The organism is Dorea sp. D27 (assembly GCF_001185345.1).
Taxonomy (GTDB): domain Bacteria; phylum Bacillota; class Clostridia; order Lachnospirales; family Lachnospiraceae; genus Extibacter.
The window spans coordinates 369,912-382,344 of the sequence record NZ_KQ236746.1 but is presented as its reverse complement, the minus strand read 5'-3'; the positions used below and the strand labels follow the sequence as shown (position 1 = coordinate 382,344).

11 protein-coding genes are annotated in these 12,433 nt (G+C 46.0%); 1 reads left to right on the top strand and 10 read right to left on the bottom strand.

Going from position 1 to position 12,433, the window contains the following annotated elements; genetic code table 11:
- Positions 1-610: 610 nt before the first annotated feature.
- The 3 genes from HMPREF0980_RS15585 to HMPREF0980_RS15575 form a co-directional block, all read right to left on the bottom strand.
- Positions 611-1,438, bottom strand: a complete 828-nt coding sequence (locus HMPREF0980_RS15585) for an undecaprenyl-diphosphate phosphatase (protein WP_049729997.1) — start codon at positions 1,436-1,438, stop codon at positions 611-613.
- Between the two features lie 84 nt (positions 1,439-1,522).
- The gene (locus tag HMPREF0980_RS15580; RefSeq protein WP_049729996.1) at positions 1,523-2,350 is read right to left on the bottom strand and encodes an HAD family hydrolase; all 828 of its coding nucleotides are present in this window, start codon (positions 2,348-2,350) and stop codon (positions 1,523-1,525) included.
- The gene (locus HMPREF0980_RS15575) at positions 2,334-2,921 is read right to left on the bottom strand and encodes a hypothetical protein (RefSeq protein ID WP_049729995.1); all 588 of its coding nucleotides are present in this window, start codon (positions 2,919-2,921) and stop codon (positions 2,334-2,336) included. The genes HMPREF0980_RS15580 and HMPREF0980_RS15575 overlap by 17 nt, the downstream gene beginning before the upstream one ends.
- Positions 2,922-3,036: 115 nt before the next feature.
- Between HMPREF0980_RS15575 and HMPREF0980_RS15570 the strand changes: the two genes are divergently transcribed.
- A complete protein-coding gene (locus HMPREF0980_RS15570; protein WP_049729994.1) occupies positions 3,037-4,137 on the top strand; it encodes a coiled-coil domain-containing protein in 1,101 nt (366 codons plus the stop codon).
- A 107-nt stretch (positions 4,138-4,244) separates the two neighbouring features.
- On the opposite strand, the gene HMPREF0980_RS15565 is transcribed toward HMPREF0980_RS15570, so the two are convergent.
- The 7 genes from HMPREF0980_RS15565 to rpsD all read right to left on the bottom strand — a co-directional run bounded on the left by HMPREF0980_RS15565 (position 4,245) and on the right by rpsD (position 12,400).
- Positions 4,245-5,000, bottom strand: a complete 756-nt coding sequence (locus HMPREF0980_RS15565; RefSeq protein WP_049729993.1) for an aminoglycoside phosphotransferase family protein — start codon at positions 4,998-5,000, stop codon at positions 4,245-4,247.
- A 239-nt stretch (positions 5,001-5,239) separates the two neighbouring features.
- Entirely contained in the window at positions 5,240-7,855 is a 2,616-nt protein-coding gene (gene adhE, locus HMPREF0980_RS15560) for a bifunctional acetaldehyde-CoA/alcohol dehydrogenase (protein ID WP_049729992.1), read from the bottom strand.
- Between the two features lie 288 nt (positions 7,856-8,143).
- Positions 8,144-9,181, bottom strand: coding sequence for an ornithine cyclodeaminase family protein (locus HMPREF0980_RS15555; RefSeq protein ID WP_049729991.1), 1,038 nt, complete (start codon positions 9,179-9,181; stop codon positions 8,144-8,146).
- 77 nt (positions 9,182-9,258) lie between these two features.
- Positions 9,259-9,906, bottom strand: coding sequence for a TetR/AcrR family transcriptional regulator (locus HMPREF0980_RS15550; RefSeq protein ID WP_049729990.1), 648 nt, complete (start codon positions 9,904-9,906; stop codon positions 9,259-9,261).
- A gap of 233 nt (positions 9,907-10,139) precedes the next feature.
- Entirely contained in the window at positions 10,140-10,676 is a 537-nt protein-coding gene (locus tag HMPREF0980_RS15545) for a bL17 family ribosomal protein (protein ID WP_049729989.1), read from the bottom strand.
- Between the two features lie 140 nt (positions 10,677-10,816).
- On the bottom strand, positions 10,817-11,776 hold the full coding sequence (locus tag HMPREF0980_RS15540; protein WP_049729988.1) for a DNA-directed RNA polymerase subunit alpha: 960 nt from the start codon (positions 11,774-11,776) through the stop codon (positions 10,817-10,819).
- A 30-nt stretch (positions 11,777-11,806) separates the two neighbouring features.
- Positions 11,807-12,400, bottom strand: coding sequence for a 30S ribosomal protein S4 (gene rpsD, locus HMPREF0980_RS15535; protein WP_049729987.1), 594 nt, complete (start codon positions 12,398-12,400; stop codon positions 11,807-11,809).
- Between the last annotated feature and the right edge of the window lie 33 nt (positions 12,401-12,433).

Here is a 12,433-nt window from a genome sequence, read left to right as displayed (position 1 = left end):
TTACCTGCGCATATGTCCCCTGTCTCCCCAGCGGCTATCTACTTTACTGGCACGGGCGGAGGTGGCTGTGTGACGTTGCTGGCTGATAGAAGCGCTTTGGCTGTGTCAGCATAGTGATAAAAGGCTAAGCAAGCTAAACACTTTTCCGAAAAGAAATCCTAATATGAGAAGAGCCGGAATCAGATATGTGGATGTTATTCGAGATAACATGCCCTGTCTGATTCCGGCTCTTCTTGCGGCAATGGCGAGTACGCCTCGCTGCAAACGCTTAACAGCGACTATATACACACTAGCTACACATATTGTGCTTGTTATATATTATCATTCACCTCACGCAGCCATCGTTCATCCGCTGTCCAGTAACGTTACACGACCGCTCTCGCCCTTGTTAAGTGAAGTAGATAGCGGGCGGGGAGCCGGGTGGGAGATGCGCAGGTGTAAGCGGGAGAGGCGGAGAATCCTTTCCGTAGCCCTTATCCTGCGGGGTGCAAGCCGCTATCGGCGCGCATTCCGCAGGGTTAGGGATACGTGAAATAGTCGGAGCCTCGGACGCATCGAAGCATCTGCCACCCGGCTCCCCGCACGCCGCCCACTTTACTTAAACCCCCATTTATTTCAGCACAAGCTGCACAGCGGCAGTTATGACTATAATCCCGCCCAGCACAATCCGGTACCAGCCGAATACTTTGAAGTCGTGCTTCTTGATATATCCCATCAGGAAACGGATTGCCACGATGGACAGCCCGAAGGATACGATACACCCTAGCATGAGCAGACCAAATTCTGCGCCGGTAAAGTGGAACCCGAACTTGATGAGCTTTATGAGGCTTGCCCCAAACATTGCCGGTATTGCAAGGAAGAAAGTGAATTCTGCCGCAATCTCTCTTGAAACTCCGATAATCAGTGCACCTACGATAGTCGCACCTGACCTGGATGTCCCCGGAATCAGCGCAAGCATCTGGAAGAAACCTATCCATAGCAGCATCGGCACCGTGAGGTCAGATATCCGGTTAATGCTTGGTTTCCTGTGGGCATTGCGGTTCTCGATTATGATAAACAGCACGCCGTACAGTATGAGCATAACTGCTACTGGTAACGGTTTATAGAACAGTTCGTCAAGAATATCATTAAACAGTATGCCGATAATTCCAGCCGGAACTGACGCAATTACTACTTTAATCCACATCTGCCATGTGAGCATCTTCTGTTTCCTTGACTTGCGCGGAGAAAACGGATTCAGCTTGTGGAAATACAGCACGACGACTGCCATGATAGCCCCGAGCTGGATAACCACGTTAAACATCTCCATAAATCCAGCCGACATGCCCGGCTTCAGCACATCCCCCACAAGTATCAAATGCCCTGTGCTGCTGACCGGCAGCCATTCCGTGATTCCTTCTACAATCCCCAGAATAATAACTTTAATAACATCTAACATTCTTTTCTCCCTTCTTAATCCACAGCGTATCCGCAATCACTTGCTGCACCCTGTGCCACATCTTATACAGCTAATGCCATAAGGTTACAACACATACTCTTCAATTACCCTGGCAACGCCTTCCTCATCATTTGATACTGTCACGAAGTCTGCCGCATTTTTCACTTCATCAGAACTATTTTCCATAGCAACGCCGAATCCGGCTTTTTTCAGCATTTCTATATCATTAGCACCGTCCCCGAGCGCCAAAATCTCTTCCCTTTTAATATGAAGCATCTTGCCAAGCTGTAAGAGCGCGTTGCCTTTGTTGACTCCCTGCACACTTACTTCAATATTATTGACAAGCGCCCCTGTCACTTCGATTCCGGCTACCGTCTTCAGTTCGTCTAGCGCTTTTTGCTTATCTGACAAATCAGCAAATACCGCCTGTACTTTGTCTACCGCTCTGCCTTCGGATTCAAATTTTCTTCTGATATCAGCTACCGGCGTCCTTGTGGAAAGAATATAGTCTGCCATCGCTGATGTTCCGAAGAAATCTGTAATCCGCCCGAGCATCTTCTCTTCTGCAAATCCGGCTCCGTCATAATATACTTCTCGTAGTGTATCATAATGTTCGTAAATATCCAATACTTTTCGTGCAATCTCTGGTGGGACAAGTTCTTCAAATATTACTTTGCCGCGGGCCGTATCTATGACCCGTCCACCATTGGCAGTAATGGTGTACCTGATTCCCGGAAAATACAAAATCTCTTCCGGGATAGCCGTCAGCGGCCTCCCCGTAGCAGGAAGCATTACTATCCCCTGGGCGGCGGCTCTTGTTATGGCGTCCTTTGCGCGCCTTGTAAATACCTTTTCCGTCGTCAGCAGCGTACCATCCAGGTCAAATGCCACCATCTTAATATTCTTCGCCATATGCCGTCAGTTCCTTTCTGTCCTTAGAAAACATAAGCAGCGACTGACTGATCTTATCTGAAGAGCTTTCATACGCCTGTCTTCCGTGGTCAACCATCTTCCTGACCACATCCTCCTGCCCCGCTGCCGCAAATAGAACCATATCTTTCGTCGGTGCCATTACTATTATATCATCCTTCAGCTTATCTACGCACACCTGCCATATATGCTTAAAGCAGAGCGAGCTGCATTCATGATGCCCGTCAGCAATAATAGCAAAGGCGCCATACCATGTATTTCCTATTACAAATTCTACATCTCTTATCAGATTTTCACATGACAGATGATATAATTCCTCTATATCGCAGTCGGGCGGCAGCATATTATCCTTCAACACCTCGAACGTGTCATCGCCGCGTTTGATTACGAATATTATCTTCAATTGCCCGACAAAGGATACGACAGGGGTATCTTTTTCGGAAATATGTTTTCCGTTGAGTGCCTGATTATCGGTTAACTCCTCCTTGATCCACGGATACAACGCATCTTTGATATTTTCATACTTATAGTGTTCTTCTTCGAATTTTCTCATAAGGTCCTTTCCTCCACGTCCATACATTCTATGTACTATTTTAACAAAATTTGCTTTATAAAGCAATTTGTTGTATAATAGAAAAGCACTCGCTAAAAAGGGAAAGGAAATGTATATGAAGAGTACGAAAAAGAAACGTATATTGCGTGCTGCTATGTGTCTTACTTGCGCCGTAACAATTGCTTCTGTTAATACATCGGTATATGCAGAACCTTCAACAAACGAGTTAGAAGGAAAGACTTCTGATCTGCAGGGGGAGCTCAACGACCTCAACAGTCAGTTGTCCGCTTTGTGTGATGAACTGGATGCAACATCCTCCAAGATAGAGGAGCTGTCTGCCGCGGTTGAAAAGTCCAAGCTGGACGTAGCCGCCGCTAAGCTTAATGAGGATGCCCAGTATGATGCCATGAAGGATAGGATTAAGTTCATGTATGAAGGCGGCAGCGCCTCATTGCTCGAGATTCTTTTTTCATCCGAAAACATGGCGGATTTTTTGAACAAGGCAGAATTTGTAACCAATATAAGTACATACGACAGACAGATGTTGGACGAACTTCAGACAGCCCGTGCCGACATCGAGAAGAAACAAGGAACCTTAGAAACACAACAAGAAGAATTAGCGGGATTGCAAAGCGACCTGGAATCCAAACAGGAAGCATTAAATGCGAAGATATCTTCTACTTCAGGTGAATTGTCCGAGTACAGTGCACAGCTCGAACGTGCGAAGGCCGCGGCGGCGGCAAGCAGAACCGCCCAGGATAATTCTGTTGCCGGCTCTACTACAGCGCCGGGCAAGACTGACAATGGTAATAAAAACAACAATACGAACGGCAATAACGGAGGGACTGTCAACAACGGAGGTTCCATGGATGCCAATGTATCTGATACAGCGTTATTTGCCGCTATACTTGAGTGCGAGGCCGGCGGCAGCTACGATGGCATGCTGGCTGTTGCCACAGTTATCATGAACCGGGTAGCCAGTCCGAGTTACCCAAATACTATCAAAGGAGTCATCTACCAGTCAGGCCAGTTCGCGCCTACATGGGACGGGAGCCTGAACCGGGTTCTGGCAAGAGGGCCGTCACAGTCTGCCTATTCCGCCGCTCAGGCGGCGCTTGGCGGCGCAAGGCATTCAGCGGTTCTTAACTGCTATTCATTCAATGCCGCATGGACGGGTGCTTCAGGAATCAACGTAGGCGGCAACGTGTTCTGGTAGTTTAAAAGTTTGCAGCACATCTGGCAGGAAAAATAATCCGGAGAAGAATACACATATTCTTCTCCGGATTTTCGCTATCTAGACACCACACCAAACCGCTATGTTTTTTACTGATAGTCCATTACATCTATCCACTTCATGAGGAAGTCCTTTTCCAGTTCATTATCCTTGGCAAGCTGAGCGGCAGCCACGATTGGAAGCCACTGCTGCACATACTGCCTTGCAGTGTCGGATTTCCTGCAGAATATCTTCAGATATAGGTCCGCTGTCTCTCCGTCCTTCAAAGCGAACAGCAGGTACGTCATGGCTGCGTCCGCGCTGGCATTTCCCTGCGTGGCATGTGCCCAGTCGACGATTGTCATCTTACCGTTCTTTCCTACAATCACATTGCTCGGATTAAAGTCCCCGTGGCAGACTTTATCATGCCTTGGCATGCTGTCAAGCCGCGTGAGCAGATCATATCTTGTCGTCGCGTCCAGTTCTTTCAAGCCATTTATCTGCCGCGCCAGCTTATCATGAAGCTTGTTGAGCAGAGGCGATTTTCTGCCGTGCATCTGAAGCTGGAGATCCACAAAATCCTCCATATACTTCTCCATATTATCCGCATCCACAGCCATCATCTCTTCCAGCGTCTTGCCATCTTTATATTCGATGACAAGGGACCACTTCCCGTCAATCTCCGTCACTTCCTTAACCTTCGGTATATCAAGTCCGGCTGCCTCCACCCTCGCGGTATTCAACGCCTCATTAAACACGTCCGCCTTCGGATGCTCCAGGTTGAATACTTTGACAATGTCCTTGTCACATTTATACACCTTCTTATGTGGTCTCTCAACAATCAATACAGCGTTTTCCATGTTCATAGCCCTGCCTCCTTTTAGTATTTACACCGTTCATTTATTAGATACTGTCATTATACACCCCATAAATCCATTTGGGAAGAGTAAATTGATATATATTTAACTTATTTTTTTATGTTAAATTTATTGTTAATATTTTAACTATATTAAAAAGGTACAGGGCTGTTGCCATATAGGTACACCGTTAAAAGCAATTTGGGACGTAACAAACTTCAAAAAGGTTACGTCCCAAATTATAGATTTTATTTACCGTAGTAGCATTTCAGGTATATTTCTTTGATTTCTTTCATGAGCGGATATCTTGGATTCGCTCCTGTGCATTGGTCGTTGAATGCCTGCTCTACCATGTCATCCAATGTATCTAAGAAGTATTTCTCGTCGATGCCGTAATCTTTGATTGTCTTCTTGATACCTATCTTTTCTTTTAGATCTTCCAGCTTTGCTATGAAGCTGTCGAGTACTTCCTGGTCATCCTTGCCCTGGCATCCTGCGAAGCGTCCCAGTTCTGCGTATCTTGCTAGTGCATGTGGATACTCGTACTGTGAGAATGTCCCCATCTTGGTCGGCACTTCTGCTGCGTTATATCTGATAACCTCTGTGAGGACGACTGCATTGGCAACACCATGCGGCAGATGGTGGAACGCGCCTAGCTTGTGCGCCATGGAGTGGTTGAGTCCGAGAAATGCATTGGCGAATGCCATGCCTGCCATACAGGAGGCGTTAGCCATCATCTCACGTGCTTTTGGATCATTTGCTCCGTTTTCGTATGCAGAAGGCAGATACTCAAATACGTTTTTCACAGCTTTCATCGCAAGTCCGTCCGTATAGTCTGTTGCCATGATAGATACGTATGCCTCAATTGCGTGCGTCATGACATCGATACCAGAAGCGCTTGTAAGTCCTTTTGGCTGTGTCATCATGTTGTCTACATCGACAATAGCCATATTCGGGAGCAGCTCGTAATCGGCGATCGGCCATTTGACACCTGTGTCTGCATCTGTGATGATTGCAAATGGCGTCACCTCGGAGCCTGTTCCTGAAGAAGTAGGAATCGCCACAAAGTATGCTTTCTCACCCATCTTCGGGAAGGTGTACACCCTCTTGCGTATATCCATGAAATCCATCGCCATGTCTTCAAAGTCTGCTTCCGGATGCTCGTACATCACCCACATGATCTTGGCTGCGTCCATAGCGGAGCCTCCGCCAAGGGCGATAATCGTGTCAGGCTCGAACTGCTTCATCTGATCGGTGCCCTTCCGCGCACACTGCAGCGTCGGGTCTGGTGCCACTTCATAGAAGCATGTATGCTGGATGCCCATCTCGTCTAGTTTCTCTTCAATCGGTGCGACATAGCCATTCTTATATAAGAAAGAGTCCGTTACGATAAACGCTTTTTTCTTTTTCATAACTGTTCCGAGTTCATCAAGCGCTACAGGCATACAGCCTTTCTTAAAGTATACCTTCTCAGGCGTTCTAAACCAAAGCATGTTTTCTCTCCTCTCAGCAACCGTCTTGATGTTGATCAAATGTTTTACTCCAACGTTTTCTGATACGGAGTTGCCTCCCCAGGAACCGCATCCTAGAGTAAGAGACGGAGCAAGCTTGAAGTTGTATAAGTCACCGATTCCGCCGTGGGAAGAAGGCGTGTTAATGAGTATACGGCACGTCTTCATCGCTGCTGCGTGTTTTGCAATCTTCTCCTGCTCGGCCGGATGTACATACAGAGAAGCCGTATGCCCGTATCCGCCGTCAGCTACGAGCTGTTCTGCTTTTGCAAGAGCCTCTTCATAAGTCTTTGCCCTGTACATTCCAAGTACCGGGGATAACTTTTCATGGGCAAATTCTTCAGAGATATCCACGGACTCAACTTCGCCTATAAGAATCTTCGTATCCTCAGGTACTTCGACACCTGCAAGCTTCGCAATCTCAAAAGCAGATTTTCCGGGTATCTTATTGTTAAGGGCACCGTTGATAATTATTGTCTTGCGCACTTTGTCGAGTTCTTCGCCTTTCTTCAGGAAATAGCACCCTCTGTACGCAAACTCTTTCTTCACCTCATCATATATGCTGTCAAGAACCGTTACCGTCTGTTCGGAAGCACATATCATACCATTGTCAAATGTCTTAGAATGTATAATAGAACTTACTGCCATCTTGATATCTGCTGTGTCATCAATTATAACAGGAGTATTACCCGCACCGACGCCGAGCGCCGGTTTTCCGGAAGAGTAGGCCGCCTTCACCATGCCAGGGCCTCCGGTAGCAAGCGTAATATCTGCGTCTTTCATAACCATGTTCGTAAGCTCAAGAGACGGAACATCAATCCAGCCAATGATGCCTTCCGGAGCACCTGCCTTTACAGCGGCATCCAGCACAATCTTGGCCGCTGCGATTGTGGAAGCCTTGGCGGACGGATGAGGGCTGATGATGATTGCATTTCTCGTCTTCAGACAGATAAGTGTCTTGAATATAGCCGTAGAAGTCGGATTCGTCGTCGGAATGACCGCCGCTACAAGTCCAATCGGCTCTGCAATCTTCTTGATTCCAAAAGCGGCATCTTCCTCGATTACGCCGCATGTCTTCGTGTTCTTATATGCATTATAGATATACTCTGCAGCGTAATGGTTCTTGATGACCTTATCTTCTACGATACCGCGTCCAGTCTCCTCGACTGCCTGTTTCGCCAGCGGAATACGCATCTTGTTGGCCGCAAGTGCTGCTTCATAAAATATCTTATCAACCTGTTCTTGTGTGTATGTAGCAAATACTTTCTGCGCTTCTCTCATCGCTTTCATTTTAGCTTCGAGAGTCTCTACGCTGTCAACAACTGCTGGTACCGCTTCCTTTTTCTTCGCCATTTTTATGTTCCTCCCGTAATAGTGTTTATCTTTCTTCAGGGCTTAGTATAGTACCTCGTTAAATATTTGTCAATACCTTTTTGATATTTTTTAACAATTTTATATATACCAGTTGGACCAAAAATCAGACACAGGAGGCTGTAAAATGAAAATAAAGCAGGACGGAACTTGGCACGGCAGAAGAACCGGGTGTGGACATATAAGGCCCCAAAGACCTCCACCCGGTTCTCCGTATCGCAATACATTGCATTATAATCTTATCTATTGCAGCAGGCACAGCTATCGTATCTACAGTTTCAGTACCGTCCCCAGATCTCTTTCCAGGGCAGCGTCAAAGATATGCTTCGCCATCGCGACGTCGCAGACAGACATGCCTATGTTAGAGCATACAATCAGTTCGTCTTTCCGTTCTCTGCCTTCTTTGATTCCGGCCACGATTTCCCCTGTCTCCGCATATATCTCAGGCAGCCCGTCTGGAAAATATCCCATACCGTCAAACAGTACATGCTCCTCCCGGCTGTCAACGATATACTTGTCGGCATTCCTCTGGATATCCGCTTCCCAGAATGTATTCAAGTCACACGGTAGTATCGTCTGGCCTGCGTGAACCCATTCCTTCTTGACGACGGCCATATTCTCCCTTGTGATGATAGTTGCTGAGCTCATAACATCACAGTTTTCTGCTACTTCCTGAGGTGATGCAGCCATAATCAGCTCTACTCCGTCTACTTCGTCCTTCACCTGTTCTATAAGCCGCTCCATAGACTCCCGCCTCACGTCATAGACGTATATCTTCTTCAAGTTCATCAGCTTATGGACGATATATCTGACATGTCCGATTCCCTGTACGCCGCACCCGAACATTCCGAACGTCTCCGCATCCGGGTGAAGTGCCGCGGCAGCTATAGAAGTGACGGCCGGAGTGCGCATCGCCGTGAGCCATGCCCCGTCCATGATGACCATCGGAAACCCCGTCAGTATTTCATTGAGAATCATGAGGCCCGATGTCTGCGGAAGCCCATATTCTTTCGGATTCCTCGGATAGCACTCTATCCATTTCTCTCCGCACGCCATCTGACCTGGCACATAGGCGGGCATTGCATGATAGAACACATCATCATACGGGTGGATTCCAATCTTTGCCGGCATCTCATACTCTTTCCTGCCGTGGGCATCCAGCGTACGTTCGATAATTTCGAGCGTCTGCTCCACATCCGGACCTGCCTCGATACACTGGTCTTTCGTTAGGTAGAGTATCTCGCTGCCTATCTTGATTTTCGATTCGATTTTTTCCTTTTCCTTCTTCAGCATTTCCTCCAGGTTCATAGTATTTCCTCCTTTACATTTTTTTCAGTGAACAGTGTCATACCAATTATTAATCGCGATTAATTTTGGGCAAAAAATTATGTCACAAACCGGAACACAATCTCTTCCAGGCATTTCATAAATTCCTCCGACTTTCCGGCTGCGTCTGGTCGACGCCCCTGCTGCCTGGCGTCCAGCAGATCCTTCAGATATCCTTTATACAGATGGATGCTCGCACTGTTCAGCAACCTGGCATCTTCGGCACTCAGCCTATGATTCCTGACGCAGTTCTCAATCATCAGATAATCCCGATGGCTGAAATCACCATTTACAAATATAGCCTCCTTCCCCTTTTCAATCATACCTATCTCTTCCGGGAATATCTCATAATATTCCTTCATTATCTGGTCCAACCTGCCACTGTATTTTCCAAAAAACAGATTGTCAAATATCTCCGGCTTTTCAAAGGAAGATTCTGCAAAACACCTCCACACTGCAAAATGAAGCTTCAGGCTGTCTTCTATCCTTTCGAAGCACTCTGCAACTTCCCTGAGATACCCGCTTAAGAACTGAAGCGATGCATACAGCACAAGCTCGTCAAGTCCCGTAAAATACCGATAGATGTTGGCAGGATTACAGTCCATCATCTTCCCCAGACGCCGGATGCTCAATGCATGGATCCCTTCATTGGAGAGAATCTCATATGTAGCCTTTATAAACTGTTCTCTGGAAATAGTTTCTTTCATACCCACTCCGCAATTAATTATGTTGGCTTCATTATAGGCTCACGTATTCACGAAGTCAATATATATGCCTAAATTACATTGTTTATATTCTGTCATTCGCTACATTATGCCAGATATTGGAGTGTTCAATTGAAGATATTGTGGAAATAAGATATTGATAAAAGGGGTCAGGCCCCTATGGAATAAATATCCATAGGGGCCTGACCCCTTTAATATACATTTATTAAGCTATTCTATACAAGTTCAAGAAGAACTTCCATCGCCGCGTCACCTTTGCGCTGGCCAATCTTTACGATTCTTGTGTAACCGCCGTTACGTCCAACATATTTCGGTGCAATCTCGTCAAACATCTTAGCGACAAGATCTACTTCCTTTGTATTCTTCTTTCTTCCTGCCGGTGCAGCCGGAACCTCTTTCACCGGATACAGAATCTTCAGCATTTCACGTCTCGCGTGAAGTCTGCTTGGCATATCCTTTTTGATCTTCTTTTCAACTTCGTCGTAAACAGTAACCTTCTTGCCGTCTACTACCTCTTTCACCCTCTTGCCGTCCTTGTCCTTACGGGCAACTTTGGCTTTGACCGTTACTTCTTCAAAGTTATCTTTTTCTTTAACAGCCATAGCGATAAGACCTTCTGCAACTTTGCGGATTTCTTTCGCTTTTGATTCTGTCGTAACAATCTTGCCATGGTTGAGCAATGCTGTTACCTGGTTTCTGATTAATGCTTTCCTCTGGCTTGATGTTCTGCCAAGCTTTCTATATTTTGCCATCTTTCTAATCCTCCATTATCTAACATCTGGTTATGCTTCTTCGGACTTACTAGCCAAATGTCCTGCCATGCTCTTTTGGTCTTACTGGCAGCATAATTATCGTTGTGGAAGCCGCTTGAACATTAGCAGTTCAATTTGCTCTATTCTTCCCCTCTGCTTAAGCACAGGCCAAGTTCGTCTAACTTCGCCAGCACTTCTTCCAGGGACTTGCGGCCCAGGTTTCGAACTTTCATCATGTCTTCCGGTGTCCTGTTTGTCAGTTCTTCAACTGTATTGATTCCTGCCCTCTTCAAGCAGTTGTATGAACGTACGGATAACTCCAGTTCATCAATACTCATTTCCAGCACTTTTTCCTTCTCATCGTCTTCCTTTTCAATCATGACCTCTGCTGCCTGGGCCACTTCCGAAAGGTCGATGAAGAGCTTAAGGTGTTCGCTAAGTACCTTAGCAGCTAAGCTGACTGCTTCGTCCGGAAGCAAAGTTCCGTTGGTATATACGTCTAATGTCAATTTATCAAAGTCTGTAATCTGACCAACACGTGTATTCTCAACAGTGAGGTTCACACGCTCCACCGGGGTGTAAATGGAATCAATCGGAATTACTGCGATTGGTAACTCGTCGTTTTTATTCTTGTCAGCACTTACATATCCCCTGCCTTTTGTGATGGTAAGCTCCATATATAATTTGCTGTCTGCCCCGCCATTCAGTGTCGCAATAACTGTTTCAGGATTCATGATCTCAATATCCTGATCCACCTGGATATCTGCCGCCGTTACAACACCCTCGCCTTCAAATTCAATATAGGCTGTCTTTGGCTCATCTGTCTCAGATGTGTTCTTGATAGCCAGTGATTTCAAATTCATGACGATTTCGGTAACATCTTCTTTCACGCCCGGGATTGAACTGAATTCGTGCAGCACGCCATCGATTTTCACCTGGCTGATTGCTGACCCCGGAAGAGAAGAAAGCATGATTCTGCGAAGAGAGTTACCCAATGTTGTACCATAACCTCTTTCCAGAGGTTCCACAACAAATCTTCCATACTTTTTATCTTCTGGAATCTCAGTTATTTCAATATTCGGTTTATTAAAATCAAACACTAAGTCCACCTCCTGTGGTGTTACGGGTTATTATTTAGAATATAATTCGACGATTAACATCTCGTCTACAGGAACATCGATTGCATCTCGTGCAGGAAGTTCCTTAACAGTTCCTTTCAGGTTCTCAGTATCTACTTCTAACCAGTCCGGAACCATACGTCCTCCTGTAACCTCCAGGATTCCTTTGTATCTCGGAGAGCTTTTGTGTTTTTCTTTAATCTCAACAACATCACCAGCTTTCACAATGTAAGAAGGGATGTTAATCTGTTTTCCATTTACCATTACATGCTTGTGGTCGACAATCTGCCTTGCCTCACGTCTTGTTCTGGCAAGCCCCATGCGGAATACGACATTGTCAAGCCTTGACTCAAGAAGAATCATAAGATTCTCACCGGTCATACCGCTCATCTGCTTTGCCTTCGTGTAATAGTTTCTGAAAGGTTTCTCCAATACGCCATAGATAAATTTCGCTTTCTGCTTCTCACGTAACTGGAGACCATACTCGCTCATCTTTCTGTTAGACCTTTTTAACTGTCTGTTGGATTTTTTATCAATTCCTAAATAGATTGGGTCCATGCCAAGTGAACGACATCTTTTAAGAACCGGAACTCTGTTTACTGCCATATCTACGATTTCCTCCTATTTATAACGGCGGAT

What these genes read in the sequence shown, in the direction of transcription:
- HMPREF0980_RS15585 (WP_049729997.1), bottom strand. Translation starts at nt 1,438, where the DNA reads ATGTTAGATGTTATTAAAGTTATTATTCTGGGGATTGTAGAAGGAATC.
- HMPREF0980_RS15580 (WP_049729996.1), bottom strand. Translation starts at nt 2,350, where the DNA reads ATGGCGAAGAATATTAAGATGGTGGCATTTGACCTGGATGGTACGCTG.
- HMPREF0980_RS15575 (WP_049729995.1), bottom strand. Translation starts at nt 2,921, where the DNA reads ATGAGAAAATTCGAAGAAGAACACTATAAGTATGAAAATATCAAAGAT.
- HMPREF0980_RS15570 (WP_049729994.1), top strand. Translation starts at nt 3,037, where the DNA reads ATGAAGAGTACGAAAAAGAAACGTATATTGCGTGCTGCTATGTGTCTT.
- HMPREF0980_RS15565 (WP_049729993.1), bottom strand. Translation starts at nt 5,000, where the DNA reads ATGAACATGGAAAACGCTGTATTGATTGTTGAGAGACCACATAAGAAG.
- adhE (WP_049729992.1), bottom strand. Translation starts at nt 7,855, where the DNA reads ATGGCGAAGAAAAAGGAAGCGGTACCAGCAGTTGTTGACAGCGTAGAG.
- HMPREF0980_RS15555 (WP_049729991.1), bottom strand. Translation starts at nt 9,181, where the DNA reads ATGAACCTGGAGGAAATGCTGAAGAAGGAAAAGGAAAAAATCGAATCG.
- HMPREF0980_RS15550 (WP_049729990.1), bottom strand. Translation starts at nt 9,906, where the DNA reads ATGAAAGAAACTATTTCCAGAGAACAGTTTATAAAGGCTACATATGAG.
- HMPREF0980_RS15545 (WP_049729989.1), bottom strand. Translation starts at nt 10,676, where the DNA reads ATGGCAAAATATAGAAAGCTTGGCAGAACATCAAGCCAGAGGAAAGCA.
- rpsD (WP_049729987.1), bottom strand. Translation starts at nt 12,400, where the DNA reads ATGGCAGTAAACAGAGTTCCGGTTCTTAAAAGATGTCGTTCACTTGGC.